Source organism: Parabacteroides merdae ATCC 43184, from assembly GCF_025151215.1.
Taxonomy (GTDB): Bacteria; Bacteroidota; Bacteroidia; order Bacteroidales; family Tannerellaceae; genus Parabacteroides; species Parabacteroides merdae.
This window is the reverse complement of record NZ_CP102286.1, coordinates 1,398,930-1,423,556: the sequence shown is the minus strand read 5'-3', so window position 1 is coordinate 1,423,556 and position 24,627 is coordinate 1,398,930. Positions and strand designations below refer to the sequence as shown.

The 24,627-nt window shown below is 46.1% G+C and carries 23 protein-coding genes; 22 read left to right on the top strand and 1 reads right to left on the bottom strand.

Annotated features, from left to right (window positions below; all coding sequences use genetic code 11):
* Window positions 1-122 precede the first annotated feature (122 nt).
* From ftsY to NQ542_RS17850, 16 genes are all read left to right on the top strand, one after another.
* Entirely contained in the window at window positions 123-1,076 is a 954-nt protein-coding gene (ftsY, locus tag NQ542_RS05800; RefSeq protein ID WP_005638194.1) for a signal recognition particle-docking protein FtsY, read from the top strand.
* A gap of 20 nt (window positions 1,077-1,096) precedes the next feature.
* Window positions 1,097-2,392, top strand: coding sequence for a 30S ribosomal protein S12 methylthiotransferase RimO (rimO, locus tag NQ542_RS05795; RefSeq protein WP_005638192.1), 1,296 nt, complete (start codon window positions 1,097-1,099; stop codon window positions 2,390-2,392).
* Window positions 2,393-2,475: 83 nt separating this feature from the next.
* Window positions 2,476-2,766 (top strand): HU family DNA-binding protein, encoded by a 291-nt coding sequence (locus NQ542_RS05790; protein ID WP_005642933.1) that lies wholly within the window; start codon window positions 2,476-2,478, stop codon window positions 2,764-2,766.
* Entirely contained in the window at window positions 2,759-3,913 is a 1,155-nt protein-coding gene (locus NQ542_RS05785; RefSeq protein WP_005638188.1) for an HU family DNA-binding protein, read from the top strand. Before NQ542_RS05790 ends, NQ542_RS05785 begins: the two co-directional genes overlap by 8 nt.
* 158 nt (window positions 3,914-4,071) lie before the next feature.
* Window positions 4,072-5,067 (top strand): AAA family ATPase, encoded by a 996-nt coding sequence (locus tag NQ542_RS05780; RefSeq protein ID WP_005638186.1) that lies wholly within the window; start codon window positions 4,072-4,074, stop codon window positions 5,065-5,067.
* A 105-nt stretch (window positions 5,068-5,172) separates the two neighbouring features.
* Entirely contained in the window at window positions 5,173-6,042 is an 870-nt protein-coding gene (locus tag NQ542_RS05775) for a DUF58 domain-containing protein (RefSeq protein WP_005638184.1), read from the top strand.
* A 9-nt stretch (window positions 6,043-6,051) separates the two neighbouring features.
* Window positions 6,052-7,068: a hypothetical protein gene (locus tag NQ542_RS05770; RefSeq protein WP_005638182.1), complete on the top strand. Its 1,017-nt coding sequence runs from the start codon at window positions 6,052-6,054 to the stop codon at window positions 7,066-7,068.
* Window position 7,069: 1 nt separating this feature from the next.
* The gene (locus NQ542_RS05765; RefSeq protein ID WP_005638180.1) at window positions 7,070-8,056 is read left to right on the top strand and encodes a vWA domain-containing protein; all 987 of its coding nucleotides are present in this window, start codon (window positions 7,070-7,072) and stop codon (window positions 8,054-8,056) included.
* Between the two features lie 13 nt (window positions 8,057-8,069).
* Entirely contained in the window at window positions 8,070-9,089 is a 1,020-nt protein-coding gene (locus tag NQ542_RS05760; RefSeq protein ID WP_005638177.1) for a VWA domain-containing protein, read from the top strand.
* A gap of 15 nt (window positions 9,090-9,104) precedes the next feature.
* Complete coding sequence (locus NQ542_RS05755) at window positions 9,105-9,857, top strand: tetratricopeptide repeat protein (protein ID WP_005642944.1); 753 nt, start codon at window positions 9,105-9,107, stop codon at window positions 9,855-9,857.
* Window positions 9,858-9,906: 49 nt separating this feature from the next.
* The gene (locus NQ542_RS05750) at window positions 9,907-11,721 is read left to right on the top strand and encodes a BatD family protein (protein WP_005638173.1); all 1,815 of its coding nucleotides are present in this window, start codon (window positions 9,907-9,909) and stop codon (window positions 11,719-11,721) included.
* Between the two features lie 4 nt (window positions 11,722-11,725).
* On the top strand, window positions 11,726-12,493 hold the full coding sequence (locus NQ542_RS05745) for a tetratricopeptide repeat protein (RefSeq protein ID WP_005648908.1): 768 nt from the start codon (window positions 11,726-11,728) through the stop codon (window positions 12,491-12,493).
* A 75-nt stretch (window positions 12,494-12,568) separates the two neighbouring features.
* Entirely contained in the window at window positions 12,569-13,261 is a 693-nt protein-coding gene (locus NQ542_RS05740) for a phosphatase PAP2 family protein (RefSeq protein WP_005638170.1), read from the top strand.
* A gap of 115 nt (window positions 13,262-13,376) precedes the next feature.
* Complete coding sequence (locus NQ542_RS05735; protein WP_008153583.1) at window positions 13,377-13,652, top strand: hypothetical protein; 276 nt, start codon at window positions 13,377-13,379, stop codon at window positions 13,650-13,652.
* Between the two features lie 113 nt (window positions 13,653-13,765).
* Complete coding sequence (locus NQ542_RS05730) at window positions 13,766-14,881, top strand: universal stress protein (protein ID WP_005638168.1); 1,116 nt, start codon at window positions 13,766-13,768, stop codon at window positions 14,879-14,881.
* Between the two features lie 317 nt (window positions 14,882-15,198).
* Window positions 15,199-15,384: a hypothetical protein gene (locus tag NQ542_RS17850; protein WP_005638167.1), complete on the top strand. Its 186-nt coding sequence runs from the start codon at window positions 15,199-15,201 to the stop codon at window positions 15,382-15,384.
* Window positions 15,385-15,414: 30 nt separating this feature from the next.
* Here the strand turns inward: NQ542_RS17850 and NQ542_RS05725 are convergent, their stop codons facing one another.
* Window positions 15,415-15,867, bottom strand: a complete 453-nt coding sequence (locus tag NQ542_RS05725; protein WP_005638166.1) for a YhcH/YjgK/YiaL family protein — start codon at window positions 15,865-15,867, stop codon at window positions 15,415-15,417.
* A gap of 187 nt (window positions 15,868-16,054) precedes the next feature.
* Here NQ542_RS05725 and NQ542_RS05720 point away from each other — a divergent pair, with 187 nt between their 5' ends.
* From NQ542_RS05720 to NQ542_RS05695, 6 genes are all read left to right on the top strand, one after another.
* Window positions 16,055-18,265: a heavy metal translocating P-type ATPase gene (locus NQ542_RS05720; protein ID WP_005638165.1), complete on the top strand. Its 2,211-nt coding sequence runs from the start codon at window positions 16,055-16,057 to the stop codon at window positions 18,263-18,265.
* 79 nt (window positions 18,266-18,344) lie between these two features.
* Window positions 18,345-18,551, top strand: coding sequence for a heavy-metal-associated domain-containing protein (locus tag NQ542_RS05715; RefSeq protein ID WP_005638164.1), 207 nt, complete (start codon window positions 18,345-18,347; stop codon window positions 18,549-18,551).
* A gap of 4 nt (window positions 18,552-18,555) precedes the next feature.
* A complete protein-coding gene (trhA, locus tag NQ542_RS05710) occupies window positions 18,556-19,209 on the top strand; it encodes a PAQR family membrane homeostasis protein TrhA (RefSeq protein ID WP_005638163.1) in 654 nt (217 codons plus the stop codon).
* A gap of 172 nt (window positions 19,210-19,381) precedes the next feature.
* Window positions 19,382-20,374, top strand: coding sequence for a DNA/RNA non-specific endonuclease (locus tag NQ542_RS05705; RefSeq protein ID WP_005638162.1), 993 nt, complete (start codon window positions 19,382-19,384; stop codon window positions 20,372-20,374).
* Window positions 20,375-20,522: 148 nt separating this feature from the next.
* Window positions 20,523-21,572 (top strand): efflux RND transporter periplasmic adaptor subunit, encoded by a 1,050-nt coding sequence (locus NQ542_RS05700; RefSeq protein ID WP_039850063.1) that lies wholly within the window; start codon window positions 20,523-20,525, stop codon window positions 21,570-21,572.
* Between the two features lie 11 nt (window positions 21,573-21,583).
* Entirely contained in the window at window positions 21,584-24,625 is a 3,042-nt protein-coding gene (locus NQ542_RS05695) for an efflux RND transporter permease subunit (RefSeq protein ID WP_005638160.1), read from the top strand.
* Window positions 24,626-24,627 lie beyond the last annotated feature (2 nt).

The following is a 24,627-nucleotide window of genomic DNA, read 5'->3' as shown; positions in this document are numbered from 1 at the left end:
AATGTCTGGATTGTAAATCAGGTTGTGCAAATAAAATTGTCGATTGTCAATTGTCAATTGTCAATTATTTAGTAATTTAGCGCACTCATTCAGAAAAGAAATAATTAAGCAATAATTAAGGTATGGGTATTTTTAGCTTTTTCAGTAAGGAAAAAAAGGAAACTCTGGACAAGGGGTTATCTAAGACAAAAGAAAATGTATTTTCTAAGATTACCAGAGCCATTGCCGGTAAAAGCAAGGTGGACGACGAAGTGCTGGACAATCTGGAAGAAGTACTGATTACTTCCGATGTCGGAGTAGATACTACACTGAAAATCATATCCCGTATCGAAGACCGCGTAGCCAGAGACAAATATGTGACGACCAGTGAGCTGACTGCGATCCTGCGTGAAGAGATCGCTTCCCTGCTTACAGAAAATCATACGGAAGACCTGGAGTCGTTTACGGTTCCGGAAGACAAGAAGCCGTATGTCATTATGGTCGTAGGCGTGAACGGGGTAGGCAAGACGACCACGATCGGCAAACTGGCTTATCAGTTCAAGAAGGCCGGTAAAAATGTGTATTTGGGAGCAGCCGATACGTTCCGCGCCGCAGCTGTAGAGCAATTGGTGATTTGGAGCGAACGGGTAGGAGTGCCTATCGTGAAGCAGAAGATGGGTTCTGATCCTGCTTCAGTGGCATTTGACACGTTGAGTTCGGCAAAGGCGAACGGGGCGGATGTGGTGATTATCGATACCGCCGGTCGCCTGCATAACAAGATCAATCTGATGAACGAGCTGACCAAGATCAAGAATGTGATGAAGAAAGTGGTTCCCGATGCACCGCACGAAGTCTTGTTGGTATTGGACGGTTCTACCGGACAAAACGCATTTGAACAAGCCAAGCAGTTTACGGCTGCAACCGAGGTGAATGCTTTGGCGGTTACCAAATTGGACGGAACGGCCAAAGGTGGCGTCGTGATCGGTATTTCGGATCATTTCCGTATCCCTGTCAAGTACATTGGCTTGGGAGAAGGAATGGAGGATCTCCAGGTTTTCAATAGAAAAGAATTTGTAAACTCCCTTTTCGGAGAATAAAGGGAGTTGTACCATAATATATGAGGAAAAATAAGGTAGATATTATAACGCTGGGATGTTCAAAGAACCTGGTGGATTCGGAGCAGCTTATGCGCCAGTTCGTGGCGAACGGGTATACCGTCGAACATGACCCCCATAAGATTAATGGTGAAATCGTTGTTGTGAATACCTGCGGTTTTATCGGAGATGCCCAGGAAGAGTCGATTAATATGATACTCGATCTGGGAGAGGCCAAGAAGAAAGGGAAGATCGGTAAATTGTTTGTCATGGGATGTCTTTCCGAACGGTTCCTGAAAGACTTGGAGAATGAGTTGCCGGAAGTCGACCGTTTCTATGGAAAGTTCAATTGGAAAGAACTGTTGAACGATTTGGGTAAATCCTACCACCGGGAATTGGCTGCCGACCGTGTTTTGACGACTCCCCGGCATTACGCCTACCTGAAGATCGCCGAAGGGTGTGACCGTACCTGTTCGTATTGTGCCATTCCGATCAGTACGGGGCGTTACCAGTCCATACCGATGGAAGAGATCGAGAAAGAGGTTCGCCTGCTGGTGAAACAGGGTGTGAAAGAATTTCAGGTGATCGCCCAGGATTTGACTTATTACGGTTTGGATTTGTATAAACGCCATGCGTTGCCGGAACTGGTGGAACGCATCTCCGATATTCCGGGAGTGGAATGGATCCGCTTGCATTATGGTTATCCGTCCCATTTCCCTTATGATCTGCTCAGGGTGATGAGCGAACGCGATAACGTTTGCAAATACATGGATATTGCCCTTCAGCATATCAGCGACCCGATGTTGAAGAAAATGCGCCGTAACATCACGAAAGAAGAAACATATGCCTTGATACGCCGGATGCGGGAAGAAGTACCCGGCATCCATTTGCGTACGACCTTGATGGTCGGCCATCCAGGGGAAACCGAGCAGGATTTTGAAGAACTGGTCGAATTCGTAAAAGAAGCCCGTTTCGAACGTATGGGCGCCTTTGCTTACAGTCATGAGGAAGGGACCTATTCGTTTAAACATTATACCGATGATATCGATCCGGAAGTCAAACAAGACCGTTTGGATTATCTGATGCGTATACAGGAAGGCATTTCGGCCGAAGTGAACGGTTCCAAGATCGGAAAGGTATTCAAGGTGATGATCGATCGGGAAGAAGAAGATTTCTATGTCGGCCGTACGGAATTCGACTCGCCGGAGGTCGACCCGGAAATACTTGTTTCTAAAGAGAAGCTGTTGATTCCCGGAATGTTTTATAACGTGTGGATTGACGATGCGCAAGCTTTCGACCTGTATGGAAGCGTACTTTAATTTGACATAAAAACTGCAAAGATGTTTGTCGGTTTACGAAAAAATAACTAATATAGCTGCATAATCTATTAATGGACGCGGATATGAAAAATAAGGAACTGGTTACTGAACTTGCCGCCCGTATGGGTTGGACTGCGCAGGAAGTTGCTGAAACGCTTTCTGTCCTGAGTTCCGTCGTCAGTTCGCGTCTGGTAGATAACGACACCATATATTTGCAGGGCTTCGGTCAGTTTGAGGTGAAAAAAAAAGCGGAACGGATCTCTGTCAATCCTTCAAACGGAAAACGGTATTTAGTTCCTCCCAAACTTGTCCCGGTGTTCAAACCCGGAACGACCGTCAAGAATAAACTAAAAGAATTAGGCGACCATGAATAACCGGCTGGCGATACAGGATCTGGCCGGTCTGTTGGCCGAATATACAGGTAAGGACAAGAATAGTTCCGAGCGCTTTTTGAGAGAATTCATAGCGGTCGTGTCGGAAGGTGTCTATACGGATAAACTGGTAAAGGTCAAAGGGCTCGGTACTTTTAAGATCATTCCGGTGGAGAAGCGTGAAAGCATTCATGTGAATACGGGTGAACGTTTTGTAATCCCGGAACATTACAAGTTTTCCTTCCTGCCGGACAAGGAACTGCGGGAGCTTGTTAATAAACCGTTCTCTTTTTTTGAAACGACCGAACTGCGGGAGAATGTCGATTTTACCGATATGGATGTCGTGTTGGACGAACCGGACATAAAAGAGACGGAAGACGAATCGATTGAGGAGATGATACCGGAAGAGAAACATCTTCCCGAAGAAGAACCTGTTGTCTTCTCGGAAGAGGGATCTGCTGTTCCTCCGGAAGAAGACCCGGTTGTCTTTTCAGAAGAAGAACCTGCCGGGCAGCCCGAAGATGAAGGGATGGATACCCTTGAACCGGTTGTGGACGAACGTTCAGATAGTTCCGGACCTGACAGTCCGATCGAAGAGGTAGAAACTGGTCCGGATGCGGAAAGAAAGAAGCCCCGCACGAAGCGGATTGCCGTTGTTTCTATGTTTGTATTCCTTCTTATGCTATTCAATATCGGGCTTTACCTGAATCGCACGTACTTTTTCGAAAAGGAAAAAGAGCCCTTGAGGATTGATACGGTCTTTCCCAAAGGAGAGACTGTTGCGACCGAAGCCGTTCCGGATACGACAATCGTTTTTGCCAATGAAGATTCCTCCCAGACTGTGGGTGAAACAACGGTGGAAAATCCGGTAGTTGAACCCGAAGCCGTTTCGCCTAAAGTCATTGCCCGTGTCAAGATCGAGCCGGGAAGCCGCCTGACGCTGATCTCGTTGAAATATTACGGAAGCAAATTGTTCTGGGTATATCTGTATGAATATAATAGAGCTGTCATAACGGACCCGAATAACGTGCCTATCGGCACTGTGATCGAGGTGCCTGCACCGGAAATGTACGGCATCGACCGTCGTGATCGTTCTTCCATTGAAAAAGCCGCTGCCCGCCAGACTGAGATACTGAGTGGCAAACTGTAATAAAAACTCTCTCTTTTAAGTAAAATAAAACAAAATAGTTCTGTGCAGGTTAGTATTATTTAACTGCGAAAGTGCAGAATACGAATTTAACATTTCTAATTTTGTGCATCTTAAAAAAAGCAAGTAAAAAATAGTAACAATATAATTGAAAAAAATCTATGAGTCAGACAGTAGACATTCGTGAGTTGAACGAGCGAATTGAAAGTAAAAGTTCGTTTGTGAACATGATTACGATGGGTATGGACCAGGTAATTGTTGGACAGAAACATTTGGTTGAATCATTATTGATCGGTCTGCTTTCAGATGGCCATATCCTGCTGGAAGGTGTGCCGGGATTGGCAAAGACATTGGCCATTAAGACACTGGCATCATTGATCGATGCGAAGTATAGCCGTATCCAGTTCACGCCGGACTTACTGCCGGCTGACGTGATCGGTACGATGATTTATAGTCAGAAAAGCGAAGAATTCCAAGTCAAACAAGGTCCAGTCTTCGCTAATTTTGTATTGGCGGATGAAATCAACCGTGCTCCGGCAAAGGTGCAGAGTGCCCTTCTGGAAGCAATGCAGGAACGCCAGGTGACAATCAGCGAAAATACATACAGATTACCGTCTCCTTTCTTGGTAATGGCGACCCAGAACCCGATCGAGCAGGAAGGAACCTATCCGCTGCCTGAAGCACAGGTAGACCGTTTCATGCTGAAGGTCATCATCAACTATCCGAAGAAAGAAGAAGAAAAGTTGATTATCCGTCAGAATATCTCCGGAGTGAAGCCGGACATTAAACCGATCCTGACGAAGGAAGAGATCCTCGAAGCCCGTAAGGTTGTCCGTGAGGTTTATCTGGACGAAAAGATCGAACGCTATATCGTAGACATTGTGTTTGCTACCCGCTTCCCGCAGGAACATGGTTTGGCAAACCTGGCTAACATGATCTCCTTCGGAGCCTCTCCGCGTGCGTCCATCAGTTTGGCGCTGGCTGCCCGTGCGTATGCCTTTATCAAACGCAGAGGATATGTGATCCCCGAAGATATCCGTGCCGTATGCCACGACGTGATGCGTCACCGTATCGGTTTGAGCTACGAAGCGGAAGCCAATAATCTGACCTCCGAAGAGGTGATCAGCGAAATCCTGAACAAAGTCGAAGTCCCTTAAATAGTTGAAAGTTGAAAGTTGAGAGTTGAAAGTTGCGTAAGCAGCCCGTTTTTAGCTCTCCTTATTAACTCTCAACTTTCAACTCTCAACTTTCAACTGAATAATATGGAAACAAGTGAACTATTAAAGAAGGTTCGACGGATTGAGATAAAGACGCGCGGCTTGTCACGCAATATTTTTGCTGGGCAATACCATTCGGCGTTCAAAGGGCGCGGTATGGCGTTCAGCGAAGTGCGCGAGTATCAATACGGAGACGATATCCGTGATATTGACTGGAACGTGACCGCACGTTACGTCCGCCCATACGTGAAGGTGTTCGAAGAAGAACGGGAGCTGACGGTGATGTTGCTGATCGACGTGTCGGGCAGCAGGGACTTCGGTTCCGTGAATGTAATGAAGAAAGAAGTCATTACGGAGATTGCGGCGACACTGGCTTTCTCGGCTATCCAGAACAACGACAAGATCGGTGTGGTGTTCTTCTCCGACAAGATAGAGAAATTCATTCCTCCTCAGAAAGGGAAGAAGCACATCTTGTATGTCATTCGCGAACTGATCGACTTCCAGCCGGATAAAAAACAGACCAACATTGCACAGGCATTGAAATATCTGACCAATGCGATCAAGAAGCGCTGTACGGCTTTCCTGATCTCCGACTTTATCGACAAGGATGGTTTCAAGGATGCCTTGACCATTGCCAACCGCAAGCATGACGTGGTGGCCATACAGGTGTATGACCGCCGCGAGACGGAACTACCGGCTGTAGGGTTGATGAAGATCAAGGATGCGGAGACCGGACAGGAACGCTGGATAGACAGCTCGTCTGCCCGTGTACGGGCCGCCTACAAGGAATGGTGGGACCGCCGACAGGCTGCCATGAGCGATTCATTCAAGAAATGTCGTGTCGATTCGGTCTCCATCCGTACGGAAGATGATTATGTGAAAGCATTGATTGCTCTTTTTGACAAACGTAATTAAAGCAAACAAATGAAATTAATAAAGAAAAGCATTCTGTTACTTGCACTTGCCGGTGGAACATTCCTGTCCGGCGGGAAAGCATATGCGCAGCAGACGCTCGTTGACGTTCGTGTCGACTCTGCCGCCATACTGATCGGAGAGCAGACTGTTTTACATTTGACGGTAACGGCAGACAAAGATAAGGCCGTCCAGCTTGTCATCCCACGTGACACGTTGATGGCAGGAGTGGAGGTGCTGGAAATTCCGAAAGCGGACTCCACCTTGATCGAAAACGACCGCCTGCTGATCGAGCAGGACTTGCTGGTGACCTCTTTCGACTCTTCTCTATATTTGTTGCCCCCGTTTATGGTGATCGACGGGGCGGATACCGTTTACTCCAACCAGGTGGCCTTGAAGGTGTCGACGGTTCCTGTCAATGCCGACAAACCGGAGGAGTTTTACGATATTAAAAACGTCTGGAAGCCGCCTTTTGTATTGGCCGATTACTATCCCTGGATATTCGGCGTGTTGCTGACTCTGTTCCTGATCTGTGTGGTTGCCTATGTGATCAAACGTATGCGTAACCGTCAGTCCATCCTGCCGTTCAAGAAGCCGGAACCTAAACTTCCGCCTCACGAACAGGCGATCAAGGAACTTGACGAGATCAAGCAGCAGAAGCTCTGGCAACAGGGGCGTAGCAAGGAGTATTATACATTGATTACGGATACGTTGCGTCGTTATATTGTGGATCGTTTCGGTATCAATGCGATGGAAATGACTTCCGGTGAGATACTCGATATCATCCGTAAGCAGCAGGAGGCGACTTCTGTCTATGAAAGCCTGAAGCAGATCATGCAACTGGCCGATTTCGTGAAGTTCGCGAAGATGAATCCGCTGCCCGATGAAAACGACTTGAGTTTGATGAACGCTTATCTGTTCATTAACCAGACGAAGGAGGAAGAGATTCCCGTTCCCGGAGAAGGTGAAAAGGCTGAAGGTGAAGTAAAGTCTGTAGAAAAGAATGATTCAAATATAAGTAAAGAATAAGATGATATTTGCAAATCCTACATATCTGTATTTGTTATTGTTGCTGATCCCGATGATCGGATGGTACGTCTACAAACTGAGCAAGAATCAGGCAAGTTTGCAGGTATCGTCTACAGAAGGTTTCGATGCTCCGGGAGCAAGCTCCTGGAAAGTCTGGCTCAGGCATATCCCTTTCATTTTGCGTATGGCGGCGGTGGCTGTCCTGATCGTGATATTGGCGCGGCCGCAGTCGACCAACAGTTGGCAGAACTCTTCGACGGAAGGTATCGACATCGTGCTGGCAATGGATATCTCGACCAGTATGATGGCGCAGGACTTGAAACCGAACCGTCTGGAAGCATCCAAAGATGTGGCGTCCGCTTTCATCAACGGCCGTCCGAACGATAATATCGGTTTGGTCGTGTTTGCGGCGGAGAGTTTCACGCAATGCCCGTTGACAACCGACCATACGGTTTTGTTGAACCTCTTCAAGGATGTCCAGCCGGGTATAATCCAGGATGGGACGGCGATCGGTCTGGGGTTGGCGAATGCTGTCAGCCGTATCAAGGATAGCCAGGCCAAGTCGAAAGTGATTATCTTGTTGACGGATGGTGTGAACAACCAGGGCGAGATCGCTCCAGTGACGGCTGCCGAGATAGCCAAGACGTTCGGGGTCCGTGTCTATACGATCGGTGTCGGAACGCAGGGCAAGGCTCCTTATCCGTTCCAGACGGCCTTCGGTGTCCAGTATATGGATGTCGATGTGGAGATCGACGAGCCGACCCTGAAGCAGATTGCCGCTACGACCGGCGGACAGTATTTCCGTGCGACGGATAATGCCAGCCTGAAGGAGATCTATTCGGAAATCGATAAGATGGAGAAGACGAAGATCAGCGTGCAGGAATACAGTAAAAAGCAGGAAGAGTACAAGAATTGGGCGATCCTGCTGTTCTCGCTGTTGCTGGTCGAGATATTATTGAGAAATACATTGTTAAGAAATATACCGTAAATATAAAAGGCTTATGTTTCGTTTTGCACATCCGGACTTTTTATACTTGCTCTTCTTGCTTCCCGTACTGGTTGCATTCTATGTGTATGCAATCGTCTTGAAAAAGAAGGCAATCAAGAAATATGGTAATCCCGAATTGTTGGCAGAGTTGATGCCGGAGGTTTCTCCCAAGCGTCAGCATCTGAAGTTTTGGCTGTTGTTCGGAGCCATCACGATGGTTATCATAGTTATGGCCGGACCGCAGTTCGGCTCCAAACTGGAGACAGTGAAGCGTCAGGGAGTGGAGATCATGGTTTGTCTGGACGTATCCAATTCGATGTTGGCAGAAGATGTCTCGCCGGATCGCCTGTCCAAGGCCAAGCAGATGTTGTCTAAGCTGACTGACGGCTTTTCTAATGATAAGGTCGGACTGATCGTTTTCGCAGGAGATGCTTTCACGCAGCTTCCTATCACTTCCGATTATGTCTCGGCCAAGATGTTCCTTTCATCCATCAACCCGTCGATGGTGTCGACACAAGGTACGGCTATCGGCGCAGCTATCAACCTGGCGATGCGTTCCTTTACACCGAGCGAGACATCGGACAAGGCGATTATCCTGATCACCGATGGCGAGAACCACGAAGACGATGCCGTGAAAGCAGCTGCCGCAGCAGCAGAAAAAGGCATTCATGTGAACATTGTCGGCATGGGCGACCCGAAAGGTTCTCCGATCCCGGTAGACGGCAGCAACAACTACATGAAGGATAAGGATGGGAATGTGGTGATCACGAAACTAAATGAAGAGATGTGTCAGGAGATTGCGGCTGCCGGCCATGGGACGTATGTCCGTGCCGACAACACCAATTCAGCGCTTCGTGCACTTCAAAAAGAGATCGATAAAATGAATAAATCGGAACTGGACAGCAAAGTCTATTCGGAATATGACGAACGTTTCCAGACGTTTGCCTGGATCGCATTGATTCTGCTTTTAGTGGATTTCATGACGCTGGACCGCAAGAACCGTGTATTCAAAAAAGTAAAATTATTCTCTTAAAATGCTATGGATAAGATGAAACGTATGCGAAAATCGATTATATGGATGGCGGCATTCATGTTCTGCTGCGGGGCTGTGTTTGCCCAGAAGGCGGAACGTAAGAATGTGCGGGAGGGGAATAAACTTTATGAGACGGAAAAGTTTACCGAGGCGGAAATCGCCTACCGGAAAAGTTTGGAAGTGAACCCGCGTTCGTCCGAAGGAACTTATAACTTGGGGAACGCTTTGTATAAGCAGAAGAAATTCCCTGAAGCTGCTGAGCAGTACCAGTTGCTAGCCGGACAGGGGGAGAAGATGATCGAAACGCCCGAAGGTAAAGCCCGCTTGGCTGAGATTTACCATAATGTCGGAAATATTGGCATGCAGAGTAAAGAGTATGCCAAAAGTGTCGAAGCTTATAAACAATCTTTGCGCCTGAATCCGAAAGATGATGAAACACGTTATAATTTGGCTTTGGCACAAAAGTTGTTGCACGATCAGCAGAATCAGCAGAATGAAGATCAAAATCAGGATCAGAACGAGGACAAGAAGGAAGATCAGGATAAACAGGATCAACAGCAGCAGAACCAAGATCAGCAACAACAGCAGGATGATAAGAAGCAGGATAAGACACAGGAACAACAGCCGCAGCAGCAGGAACAGATGAGCAAGGATAACGCTCAACAGATGTTGGATGCCTTCCTGCAGGATGAAAAAGACACTCAGGAGAAGGTGAAGAAAGCGCAGGCTCAACAGCAACAGCGTCGTCGCACGGATAAGGAGTGGTAAACGGAAATTGAAAATTAAGAATTAAAAATTAAAAAATAAGGATTGAGGAATGAGGAAATTAGTTTTCTTATTTGTTCTCTTTGCAACTTTCGGAGTGGTAGCCAGAGCGGCGGATGTGACGTTCAAGGCTTCTGCTCCGGAAGCTGTTGTTATGGGAGAAACTTTCAGATTGTCGTACACGGTGAATGCGGAAGGTAAGGATATACGTGTACCGGAAATACCGGACTTTGAGGTATTGATAGGTCCGTCTACTTCCACAAATATGAGTACCCAGATCATTAACGGTAAAATGACAACCGAAACGTCATTGACGTTCACCTATATTCTCCAACCGAAGAAAGAGGGTACTTTCAATATCGCACCGGCAACAATCAAGGTCAAAGGCGCCAATTACACTTCTAACGCATTAGTGATAAAAGTGCTTCCTCCCGATAAGGCGGAAGAGGCAACCAAAGGCGGTTCGACCGGTACTGGTATCAGTAAGGACGATGCTTTTCTGACAATCGATGTTTCTAAACGGAATGTATATGAACAGGAAGGTATTTTGGTTACATTTAAATTGTATGTAAGAAAAGATATCGGAGGGATCGACCAGCCTAAATTCCCCGAATTTACAGGTTTCCTTGCCCAAGAGGTAGAATTGCCGCAAAATAAGCAACTGGTAATGGAGAACTATAAGGGAAAGAACTACGGGACTGCCATTATAAAACAGACGGTGCTGTACCCTCAGCGTTCAGGGAAGATTACGATTCCTTCCGGGAAATTGGATATTGTTTTGCGTGTGCCCGGACCGGCCAGACAGAGAAGCAGTGTATTCGATGATTTCTTCGGTTCGTCGTCTTATATAGATGTAAAGAAAGAATTGACAACGCCCCCTGTAACGATCGATGTCAAGCCGTTGCCGTCGGGTAAACCGGCGTCATTCTCCGGTGCGGTAGGCAATTTCACAATGACCTCCAGCATCAGTTCCAATAATGTAAAGACAGATGATGCCGTTACCGTGAAGGTGAAGATTTCCGGTAATGGAAACATCAAGCTGGTAAAGAATCCGGAAGTCGCTTTCCCGAACGATTTCGACGTTTATGATCCGAAGGTGGAAGTGGACATCAAGACTACCGCGGCAGGAACTTCCGGTACGAAGACGATCGAATATATGGCTATCCCGCGTTACGCAGGCGATTTCGAAATTCCGGCTATCGCATTCTCTTATTTCGATACGAAGACCGGTTCCTATAAGACAATTACATCCGAACCATACAAACTGCACGTAGAGCAGGGCAAGGGAGGGGGAACATCTTCTCCTGTTGTTTCTAATTTCAGTAACAAGGAAAGTGTTAAATATCTGGGTAAGGATATCCGTTACCTGAAAGTGAACGGCATTCATTTTGTTCCGAATAATGAACTGTTCTTCGGCTCATTCATGTACTATATGTGCTATCTGATTCCGGCAATCCTGTTCATTGTTTTCTTCTTCATCTACCGCAAGCAGGTGAAGGAAAATTCCAATCTGGCATTGGTCCGTACGAAGAAAGCCAATAAGATGGCGGTAAGACGTCTGAAAAATGCCGGCAAGCTGATGAAGGAAAACAAGAAAGAAGAATTCTATGACGAAGTGCTTCGTGCCTTGTGGGGCTACTTAAGCGACAAGTTGAGTATACCTCAGGCCAACTTGACAAAGGATAATGTCGAAACGGAACTGGCAAAGTATGGTGTGGATGACGCTTTGATCAAAGAATTTATGGATATCCTGAACACTTGCGAGTTTGCTCGCTATGCTCCGGCACAGGCCTCGGATGCAATGGATAAGCTATATGAACAGACAGTGGATGCCATTGGTAAAATGGAAAATACAATTAAAAAGTAACGCGATGAAGATGAATATAAATATGAAAAAGATCGTATTCTTTCTGCTGGTTCAATTCGTTACCTTAGGGGCATTTGCTCAAGAGGCGACGATTAAAGAGGCGGAAGTTGCCTATACGAAAGAAGACTATGGCAAGGCTATCGAACTCTACGAAGGGCTTCTGAAAACGCATGGCGAATCGGCTGAGATTTACTATAACTTAGGGAATGCCTATTATAAGGAGAACAAGATTGCCCCGGCCATCTTGAATTACGAGCGGGCTTTGCTGTTGGATCCGGGAGACGGGGATATCCGTTTCAATTTGCAGCTGGCACGTCAGAAGTCTGTAGACAAGATCGAGCCGGTGGGCGATTTCTTCCTGCACCGTTGGTTCGACAAGGTTCAGAACATGGGGGCTGCCGATTCGTGGGCGCAAATCGGTATTGTTTGTTTTATCCTTTTTATCGGCTGTCTGATCCTGTTCTTCTTCTCCAAGTGGATTCATTTGAAGAAGATCGGGTTTTATCTGGGGCTGGTATTCTTGGTGTTGGTCATCTTTGCCAATATCTTTGCCGGCAACCAGAAGGACGAGCTGATAAACCGGAAGAGCGCGATCGTGTTTGCTCCGACAGTGACAGTGAAAAGTTCTCCCGATGCAAGCGGAACCGACTTGTTTATTCTGCATGAAGGAACGAAGGTCTCTATCAAGAGCAAGTTGGGAGACTGGAATGAAATAGAAATGGAAGATGGAAATGTAGGATGGATGCCCAGCAAAGACATGGAAATCATTTAGGATTTGTGATTTATAACTTATGATTTATCATTGACGCATAAATTATAAATCACAAATCACAAATCTCCTTTTTCAATGGTTGAGAAAATATTAATTTACGAACGCGACGCGTTCTTTGCGCTTAACGGCAGCGACTCTGCTTTTCTGGATCGTTTTATGTGGATTTTCACAGGAAAGGCAGTTTGGCTGCCGTTAGCCTTTCTGATCCTGTTGGTTCTGATCTATAAAAAGAACTGGCGTGAGTCATTATTGATCCTATTGGCGATCGTATTGGTCGTTACGCTGTGCGACCAGTTTGCCTCTCACGTCTGTAAGCCTGTCTTCACCCGTTTCCGCCCGACTCACCATCCTGATTTTATGGATCAGGTGAAAACTGTTTTCGGATACCGGGGAGGACTTTACGGATTTATTTCCAGCCATGCTGCGAACGCTTTCGGTTTCGCGACTCTTATGGCATTGATCATGCGGGATAAGTTGTTCGGCTGGACAATCTTTTTCTGGGCGGCTCTTACTGCTTATACACGGGTTTATCTTGGGGTTCATTTCATTTCGGATATCGTGCCGGGAGCCATTTCGGGTGTGTTCTTCGGTTATCTGGTCTACAGGCTCTATTCTTTCAGCCGTTCGAAGTTGCTTCCTGTGCAGGTGAATAATGGGGAACCACTGTACTCGAAGAAACGTATCCGTCTCATCGTCTATGCAATATATGTGACGATCCTGATTATTATCGTTTTTAATGTACCGCTTGCGGCTTGTTTGCAAAAATGATACATGTCGTAAAGCATATTTATTTATATGGAATAATTTTGTTGCTGTAATTTATAATGACTAAGTTAGTGGCATGAAATTAAACAAAGTAATTAACCTTCAAAATAAGGAAGCCATGACAAAAACTATTACATTTAATGAACTTCGCAGACTGAAAGACAGCCTGCCTGACGGAAGTACTCACCGTATTGCTGATGAACTGGGAATCTCTGTTGAAACAGTTCGCAACTATTTCGGCGGGCATAATTTTAAAGATGGCAAAAGTTGTGGAATACATATTGAACCGGGACCAGACGGAGGCTTGGTAGTATTGGACGATACCACAATATTCGAGCGTGCTTTGCAGATACTTGCTGAAAACGAGGAAGTGTCGGAAGCACAGCAAGCGTAAAGAAATTCATTTTACAAAGAAATCCCATAGCTGAATCTGAAAAGACGCTGTGGGATTTTTTTTTCTCAACATTTAGTGATTTCCGATTGTTTAATTTATAAAAACACACGAGTATGGAAGATAAATTAGTAACGTTAGCGATTCACACGTTTGAGAAAGCTCAGATTCTCAAAACGATGCTTGAAACAGAGGGGATTGAAGTTTACATACACAATGTGAACCAAATCCAACCGGTAGTTTCGGCTGGTGTACGTGTGCGAATTAAAGAAAGCGATCTGCCTCATGCCTTGCGTATCATCGAAGACAGTAAATGGCTTAGCGAGGATGCCGAACAAGAGGAAAAAGCCGGTCATCAGGAAAAGAAGATATTGATACCGATAGACTTTTCCGACTATTCTATCAAAGCGTGTGAATTGGGAATCAACTATGCCCATAAAGTCGGAGCCGAAGTGATGATCATGCACGCTTATTTCAGCCCTTATTTCCCGTCTGCTATTCCGATGGGCGACACGTTGGCTTATCAGGTGAACGAGGAAGAGACGGCGCAGAATGTCCTGAAGCGTGTCCAGATCGATATGGAAAACATCTGTACATTGATCAACCGCAAGATACACTCTGGTGAACTTCCTAAAGTGAAATACAATTATGTGCTCCGCGAAGGTTTGCCGGAAGAAGAGATCATTGCCTATAGCAAGGAATATCATCCGTCATTGATCGTGATGGGGACTCGTGGAAAGAGCCAGAAAGATATGGACCTGATCGGCAGTGTCACGGGTGAAGTGATCGAGGTGAATAAGGTTCCTGTCCTGGCCATTCCCGAAAATGTGCCTTTTGAAGATTTGAGCGAAGCTAAAAATATAGCTTTTGCCACTTCCTTCAATCAACGCGACTTGGTGGCATTCGATGAGTTTATGGAAATCATCAAACCGTACAATGCCCACATTCATTTGTTCAATATCTCGACAAGTAAGAACGAATGGAATGAAATACGGCTGACCGGAGTCAACGAGTATTTCAAGAAGCAGTATCCGCAAGCACATATCACCCATACGGTGCTGGCCGACGGCGACCTGTTGCTGGCAATCGAAAAGTTTGTGCGGGACGAACATATCGACGTGATAGCGCTCAGTACCTATCGCCGGAATATCCTGGCACGTATGTTCAATCCTTCGATCGCCCGTAAGATGCTGTTCCATACCGACACGCCGTTGCTGGTGATGCATGCATAGGTCATGGTGAAACAGTTGGTGTTTACTACTAAACGGTAGATGACACGGGACACCCGGATAAACGTAGATTTTAGGGATCTACGTTTATCCGGGTAATCTATATAAAAGTTTTGCAAAACAACTGTCATACTATCATAATTGAATTTATATGCTTGTAAAACAGTATGTTATTTTATGATAGTTCCTGTTTTCAACTATCATTCATCTATCATAACCATCATAGTTAAAAACAATAAAGCATTATATGTCAATCTTCTATCAAATTCCAGATATCTTCTGAAGCTGATACAAAATAGATTAAATAGGCTCGTTTTTTCATGAAGACAAGCTGTTCTTTTACCAAAAACAACTTGAAAAGTTTCTTCAGACCCGGGTGGAAGGGTATGGGAGATCCGGGTGTGGAAGAGGTGGAGACCCGGATCTTCGTGAAACCGGGACGGGGATGTGGAGCTGTTTATCTGCCTTGTTTGAGGAGATTTTATGCACTGTTTCTCAAAAAATGAAGCCGACTCTTTTAAGGGTCGGCTTCATTTTTATTCTTCCACTTGCACCTTTACAATCACTTTGCGGATATTACCTTGGCCGATACCGGGAGCATGGCCATCTTCGGGGAAATAGATGGCGAACTGTCCCGGATAGATCTTGGTGTAGGCTGTAGGACGGTCGATATAGAAAGCGATGTCTTTTTGCTCGTTATAAGGAGTTGATTCTTCCTGCAGCTCACATCCCGGTTTCCAACCGATTTTCTCCACACCTAACAGAGGCATTTGGATGTCGATGTATTTTTTGTGTGTTTCGATAGCGGCATCTTTCTTTTCCTTGCCAAAGATACTGACAACGCTTACATATAAGCGAGAACCATCCAGTTCATGCTTACCATCTTCCACTTTAGAGAAGTCTGTAGATTTTAGATAGTCGAATGCTTTTTTGAATAGAGGATGCAGGCATTCGATTTTTTTTGTGTTGTTTAATGAATCAAGTATCATACGTCTTATTATTTAATTCGTTCATTCGTTTGATTACTGGCAAAGGTCGTATATTCGAATGTTAAATAATAGCCTTTATCTGCAAATAATTCTATTAAAATCAAAGAATATTTATTTGGCTACAAAATAACCGAATAAACCGTATCTTTGTTATACTAATGAAACAAATTTGACATTTAAACACGATATGAGAGAAACAGAAACGAAGGTATTGCCTGTTCTTGAAATGAGTTGTGCCGTCTGTGCGGGCAACGTGGAGAGTACGGTGCAGGCATTATCTGGTGTGGAGAAGGCAAGCGTGAATTTCGCTGCTGGTACATTGACGGTAACTTATAATCCGTCCGTTATCACTTTGGAGGTTATGCAAGCTGCTGTGCAGGCTGCTGGATATGATCTGATAGTCGAAGCCGAGGACCCTGTAGCCATGCAGGAAGAGAAAGCTCGAATGCATTATAAGATATTGAGGAGGAATACCATAGGAGCATGGACGTTGTCTATCCCGTTGGCGCTTTTAGGGATGGTGTTCATGCATGTACCGTTTGGAAACTGGATCATGATGGTGTTGGCTTTGGCTATTATGATCTTTTTCGGACGTTCGTTCTATGTGAACGGTGTGCGGCATGCCCTCAAGGGAAAAGCCAATATGGACACATTGGTCGCACTTAGTACTTCGATAGCTTTCCTGTTCAGCCTTTTCAACACCTTATGTCCCGGATTTTGGCTGGGAAAAGGACTGGAACCACATGTTTATTATGAGGCTTCAGGTGTGATCATCGCGTTCGTCTTGTTAGGCAAACTGATGGAGGAGCGGGCTAAGAACAGTACCTCTTCAGCCATAAAAGGATTGATGGGATTACAGCCTAAAACAGCTCGTTTGGTAACGGACGGTAGAGAAGAGGAGGTGCCTATTTCGAATCTTCAGGTCGGTAATGTAGTCAGTGTACGGCCGGGCGAAAAGATTCCAGTGGACGGGACGCTTTTACAGGGGAGCTCTTCGGTGGACGAAAGTATGCTAAGCGGAGAGCCGATTCCGGTGGAGAAAAATGCCGGTGACCGAGTGTTGGCCGGAACGATCAACCAGAAAGGCGCTTTTACGATGGAAGCGACAAGTGTCGGAGGTACGACCGTATTGGCCCAGATCGTGCAGATGGTTCAATCGGCGCAGGGAAGTAAGGCCCCCGTTCAGCGGATTGTAGACAAAATAAGTGGTATATTTGTACCGGTCGTCGTATTGCTTTCGTTTCTCACCTTTGTTTGTTGGTTGGTGATAGGAGGAGAAAGTTATTTTTCATATGCATTGCTATCTGCCGTTTCGGTGCTGGTTATTGCTTGCCCGTGTGCGTTGGGATTAGCTACGCCGACTGCCTTAATGGTCGGAATGGGAAAAGGGGCCGAACAGCATATCCTGATTAAGGATGCCTTCGCTTTGGAAAATCTATGCAAGGTTGATACGGTTGTTTTGGATAAGACCGGAACATTGACGGAAGGTGTGCCGGTTGTCACGGATTCGTATTGGATTTCAGATGACAATATCCGTTATTTGGATGTCTTGTACACAGCGGAGCAGAAATCCGAACATCCTCTGGCATCCGCTATTCTCTGTTGGTTGGAAGAATCCGGTGCAAAGGTCTGTGAGGCAGAAAATTTCGAGAGCCTGACGGGACGTGGCGTACGCATTCAGGTCGAAGGAGTTACCTACTGGGTGGGGAGCCAGGGATTGCTTGACATATTTCAGGCTGGTATTCCGGAAAAGGTACGGAAGCAAATCGGGCAATGGCAGGAAGATGGGCAAAGTGTTGTTTTTTATGGTCAGGAAACCCGCCTATTGGCAGTTCTGGCGATCTCGGACCGTATCAAGCCGACTTCTGCAGAAGCCGTTAAGGAACTGAAAAAGCAGGGAATAGAAGTACATCTTCTGACGGGCGACGGTGTCCGGACAGCCGAACGGGTTGCCGCAACCTTGGATATCGGTTATTATAAGGCGGAAGTGATGCCGAACGATAAGGAGGAATATATCATATCTTTACAGCAGCAAGGTAAGAAAGTGGCGATGGTCGGCGATGGCATTAACGACTCGCAAGCGCTTGCACGGGCCGATGTCAGCATCGCGATGGGAAAAGGAACTGATATTGCAATGGATGTGGCTATGGTTACGCTTATCACGTCCGACCTGTTGCTGCTTCCCGGTGCGATCCGTTTGTCCAAACAGACAGTCCGCCTGATTTATCAGAACTTGTTTTGGGCATTTATATATAATGTAATCGGTATCCCATTGGCTGCGGGCGTTTTGTTCCCGATAAACGGACTGCTGTTGAATCCGATGCTGGCGAGTGCAGCAATGGCTTTCAGTTCCGTCTCAGTGGTATTGAATAGTTTAAGATTGAAATTCATGAAATGAAAAAAATTATGATTTATGAATTATAATTTCATGGCAATATCCCTATTTTTGTATTCATAAATCATAAATCGTAACAGCTATGGCAACAATAAAATTTAAAACGAATGCAAAGTGTGGTGGATGTGTAGCGGCAATAGGTGCAAAGCTCAATACATTGATGGCTTCGGATGACTGGTCGATTGATTTGGCCGATCCGAATAAGGTGTTGGAAGTGAAAGTTGATCTTGCTCCTGCTATTGTGATTGCAGCAGTAAAAGAGGCCGGGTTCAAGGCCGAACAATTATAAGCGGATGGCTGCCAGGCAACGACAAACATATGGTGAAGAGGTTGCCAATGTCTTGACACATGGTGCCGGAATGCTTTTTGGAATGACCGCTATCATTATTTTGATGATGGCGGCTATCCGAAGTGGAAATCCTTGGGCGATCGGCAGTTTTGCTGTTTATGTCGTTTGTATGACACTTTCGTATGTGACGTCTACATTTTACCATGCTTCGACCCGTGCACGACAGAAAAGACTCTTGCGGCGGTTCGATCATGGTGCGATTTATTTGCATATTGCGGGAACTTATACGCCCTTTACGTTGCTGGCCCTCCGGCAGGAAGGTTATTGGGGTTGGTCACTATTCGCCGTCATATGGATCGCGGCAGTGGCAGGTGTCTGGCTGAGTTTCAGGAAGATGAGAAAGAAAGACCATCTGAAAACAGTTTGTTATCTGGCAATGGGTTGGGTAGTCATAATTGCTTTTAAACCCTTGTTGCATGTCTTTCGTGAAACCGGTTCGATGGATGTTCTGTATTGGTTGATCGGAGGAGGGCTATTTTATACGGTAGGCTGCCTGTTTTTCTTTTTAGACAAATATAAATATATGCATCCAGTATGGCATTTCTTCGTATTGGGCGGTAGTATCTGTCATTTTATATCGATATACTTGTTGGTATAATATGTTCCATCTTTACTTAGGATTGATTTGAAAACATGTTTATAGAGGATTGTATGCATTGGGGCACTTTTTTCTAACAATTCAAACCAATACATTCCCTCCATATGTGTTGTATAGCATCTTTATATTGTCTACTTTTGCGCCTAAGTAGGAATAGGTTTTATCAAGAGAGATGGCAAAGAGAAAAAGCGCAAGGAAACCGCGGAAAAAAGTTCAAAAGACTTCGTCTTTCCTTTCCACAGTGAAGCGAATGTTTATTGGCGCCTTTATTGTAGTGGCTTGTTTTATAGGGGTTCTGTTTATATATGATTATTTTGTTCCGATGGCCGGACACAAACCGGCGGCTCTGGAGAAAAAGGGACAGGAAGTCGTTTCTTCAAAAAAGGCTGCAACCGCTCCGAAACAAAAGATACAGGACAAAACATCTGCCTATAAGACTCTTGCCAAGTCTTCCACAAAAACATTTAAAATCCCCGCAAATACAGAGATACCCCGCCTAAAGGAGAAACGCCAGGAGCAGGTTATCAAGCACGAAGGATATACGGTTTCTTATAATTCCGAGTACCGTATAGCTAACTGGGTCGCGTACGAATTGACGGCAACGGAAGCCAAAAGCAAAAAGACGGAACGTTCTAATAAGTTTGTACCCGACCCGCAGGTGAAAGGTTCGACGGCGATGAACGAAGATTATACGCGTTCCGGCTACGATCGTGGCCATTTAGCTCCGGCAGGCGATATGAAATGGTCTGCAAAAGCCATGCGCGAGTCTTTTTACCTGAGCAATATCTGCCCGCAAAAACCGAAATTAAACCGGGGCATATGGAAAGACCTGGAGGAACAGTGCCGCTTGTGGGCGTTGGATAACGGTTCGCTTTTGATTGTTACGGGCCCCGTTATTACAGGCGATATGAAACGGTTGGGAAAAAACAGGGTTGCGATACCCAAAGCCTTTTATAAGGTATTGTGTTATCATACGGAGAAAGGCTATAAGGGTATCGGATTTCTTTTCGAGAATAGGGATTATAAAGATAATTCGCTGAAATCGATGGCGATACCTATCGACAGCGTGGAGAAGGCAACAGGTATTGACTTCTTCCCGTCTATCCCCGACGATCAGGAAAACGAAATGGAAGCGGCGGTTGATTGGAGCCGTTGGTCATTTTAATGCGTATATCCGAAAAATTATCGGAGGGTACACTTTGAAATCCGGTCGGAACCGGAACAATAGATTTTAAAAGAATGTTGTATTCTCTGGGTATGCAATTAATAGTCAGAATATAATAGTAATAATAAATAACTAAATGCAAGTTATCATGAATGGTAAATTAATCCCTGTTTTTGTATTGGCAGCATTGATGTCGTGTAGTCAGCCGCCGGTGAAGGAGCAAGGTCCCCGTCCGGTAAAGTTGGCGGAAGTGACCTCATTGAATCTTGTGGAAAAGTCGTTTAGCGGTGTCGTATCGCCGGATCAGTTCAGTGATCTGGCCTTTAAAATGTCCGGACCGCTGATTTCGCTGAAGGTGGATGAAGGACAAAAAGTCCGTACGGGACAGGTCGTGGCAGAGATCGACCCTCAGGATTTCAAATGGGAATATGAAGCGAAAAAAGCCTCTTTTCAAACTGCCGAAGCACAGTTGCAACGTGCGAAGAAGCTGTTATCCAAACAGGCTATTTCGAAGCAGGAATATGAAACGACCGAAGCTTCCTATTCGAATGCAAAGGCTGCATTCGAATATGCGCAGAATCAGCTGGAACAAACGAAACTGCGTGCTCCGTTCGATGGATTTATCCAGAAGAAATATGTCGAGAATTATCAGAAGGTACAGGCCGGGCAAGGGATCGTTTGCTTGATTAACCCGAACAAGTTGCAGATCCAGTATACGATGCCTGAAACGAACATTACCTATTTCTCGACTCCTTATCAGATCTATGTGGAGTTTGATAACTACAAGGGAATCCGTTTCAAAGCGAAAGTGAAGGAATATGTGGAAGCGTCTCCCGATGGTTCCGGCGTTCCCGTTTTCCTATATATCGACGATCCCGAATTTAATCTGAACAAATACAAAGTGGCTGTCGGCTTCTCCTGTCGCGTGGTGCTGCATATCGAGAGTGCAAGCTTTAACGAGGGAGCAGTGTTGGCGCCTCTTTCCGCTATTGTAGCGAGTGAAGAAAATAACGACAAATTTGTCTTTGTCTATAATGCCCAGTCGCAAAAGGTGGAACGTCGCCAGATCGAAGAATCCGGACTGGTAGGAAAAGACAATGTTATAATAACCAAAGGGCTGAAAGCCGGTGACCTGGTCGTTTCCGCCGGGGCTACCCGCCTGGTTGAAGGACAACAGGTAAAAGTATTAACAGATTAAGCTGATAAATAATGAATCTTCCAGTATATTCTTTAGAGAATAAGAAGATTATATATTTCTTTTTGGCTATCATGCTGATAGGAGGTATATATTCTTTCTTTAAATTGCCGAAGAAGGAGGACTCGCCTTTCGTAATCAAGCAGGCTGTTTTGGTTACGCAATATCCGGGTGCTACTCCTCAGGAGGTAGAAAAATTGATAACGGAACCTATCGAGAGGGAAATTCAGTCCATGTCGGATGTTTTTCAGATCAAGTCTGAATCTTATTTCGGCATGTCGAAGATCTCGATCGAGTTGCAGCCGACTTTGGCCCCGGATTATATGCCGGTCAAGTGGGACGAATTGCGTCGTAAGGTGGCTAATATACAGCCTCGCCTTCCGAGTGGTGCCTCTGCCATCAATGTGAGTGATGATTTCGGGGACGTGTTCGGTATCTATTACGCCCTGACAGCCGACGAAGGTTTTACCTACGACGATATGCGCGATTGGGCGCAGAAGATCAAGACCGAGCTGACTCCTATTCAGGGTGTGCAGAAGGTCTATCTGTTTGCGGAACAGACGCAGGTCGTGAATGTGCGTATCTCGGTTCCCAAGCTGGCGAACTTGGGGATCGATCCGAATTCGATTCAGCAAGTCCTGCAAACCCAGAACCTGCTGGTCAATACGGGTGAGATCATGACCGGGACCTACCAGCTTCGTGTACGTGCCGAAGGTACTTATAAAAGTATAGAGGATATACGCGACCAGCTGATCGTGACAAAGGGTGGAGGCGAAGTACGCCTGGGTGATATCGCAACCATCGAACGAGGCTATATGGACCCGCCTTCCAACCTGATGCGTGTGGATGGCAAACGGGCCATCGGTATCGGTGTGGCTACGGGTGCGAAAGATGATGTGGTGGCTGTCGGTGACGCTGTTGCCGAACATTTGAAAGAGATGGAACAGCTTTTCCCGATCGGTATGGAACTGAAAACCATCTATCCGGAAAATCAGATTGCCAACGAGGCGAATAACGGATTTATCCTGAATCTGATCGAATCGTTGCTCATCGTTATCGTGATTATCTTCCTTGTGATGGGATCGCGTGCAGGTATGCTGGTGGGTAGTTCACTGCTATTCTCGGTTGGCGGAACGTTGCTGATTATGCTGATCTGGGGTGTCGGGCTGAACCGTACGTCTCTTGCTGCTTTCATCATTGCGATGGGTATGCTGGTGGATAACGCGATTGTGGTGACCGATAATGCGCAGGTCGGTATCAAGCGCGGTCTGTCACGCTATCAGGCGTTGGTCGATGGGGCCACCAAACCGCAGTGGGCATTGTTGGGTGCGACCTTTATCGCTGTTTGTTCTTTCTTGCCGATGTATTTGGCGCCAGCTTCGGTGGCCGAAATTGTCAAGCCATTGTTTATCGTGCTTGGTGTATCCTTGGGGTTAAGTTGGATATTGGCTTTGACGCAAACGACGACTTTCGGGAATTTCATCTTGAAGGAGGCGAAACCGGGTGAATCCAAAGATCCCTATGACACCAAACTGTACCATAAGTTTGAAAATGTGCTGGGACGTCTGATCAAACGTCGTTATCTCACGCTTACTTCGGTGGTGGCAACCTTGTTCTTGTCTTTGTTCATCATGAGCATTATGCCGCAGAGCTTCTTCCCGATCATGAACAAGCCCTATTTTCGTGCCGACCTGATCTTCCCGGAAGGGTATGGGATCGACGATGTGGAAAGGAATGTGATCAAGATAGAAGAGTATCTCAAGAATAATGATAAGATCAAATCCTATTCGTTCACGCTGGGAGGTTCGCCGGTACGTTATTATCTGGCAAGTTCGTCTATCGGTCCGAAGCCGAACTTCGCCAATGTCCTGATCGAAACCAAGGACGCGAAAGATGCACAGAGCGAGGAAAACAAGTTCTATGAATATATGGTCGCCAACTATCCGGATATTTTGACTCGTTCAGCTTTGTTTGCTTTGTCTCCTGTGCCTGATGCTGCAATTGAAATCGGGTTTGTTGGCGATAATATCGATACGTTGGTGGCTCTGACACAGCGTGCACAAGAAATCGCCCGCAAGAACGACATGGTGATGGAAGTGCGCAACAGCTGGGGAAACAAGGTTCCGGTATGGAAGCCGTTGTACTCGCAGGAAAAAGGTCTCCGTTTAGGTATCACCCGTCAGCAGATGGCTTATTCGCTTCGTTCGGCAACCAATGGCGTGCCTTTAGGCGAATATCGCGAAGGAGATGTGTTTATGCCGATCCTGCTGAAAGATGCCGATCGCGATTCGATGAACCTGAACGATATCAAGACTTTGCCTGTCTACAGCGCCAAGGGGCGTTCTGTCAAAGTGGAGCAGGTGATCGACGACTTCTCGCTTGATTATGAGTACAGTGTCGTGAAGCGTTATAATCGTCAGCGTTATATGATGATGCAGTGCGAGCCGAAACGCGGAGCCAATACGATGGCTGCTTTCAGCCAGTTGTGGCAGGATATCCAGCAAGAGGTGCAGGTTCCCGAAGGATACAAACTGCAATACTTCGGCGAACAGTCTGAACAGGATAAAGGTAACAAGGCGATTGCTGCCAATATTCCGTTGATGTTCGGTCTGATCTATCTCACCCTGTTGTTCCTCTTCCCGAAATACTACCGGAAGCCGGTCTTGATTATGTGTATGTTGCCTCTGATCTTCATCGGTGTGGTATTGGGGTTGCTGGTGTTTGGCAAGTCGCTCGATTTCTTTGCCATGTTAGGTCTGTTAGGTCTGATCGGTATGAATATCAAGAATGCGATCGTGCTGGTGGACGAAATAGGATTGCAGCTTGACAGTGGCCTGGCGCCGGTCAATGCGGTGATCGAGGCAACCAAGACGCGTATCGTTCCGGTGACGATGGCATCGGGGACAACGATTTTGGGTATGTTGCCATTGTTGGGCGATGCCATGTTTGCCGGTATGGCGGCGACGATCATGGGAGGTCTGTTCGTTTCGACCATCCTGACCATCTTCGTGCTTCCGGTGACCTATTGTATATTCTTTAAGATTAAATCGGTATAATG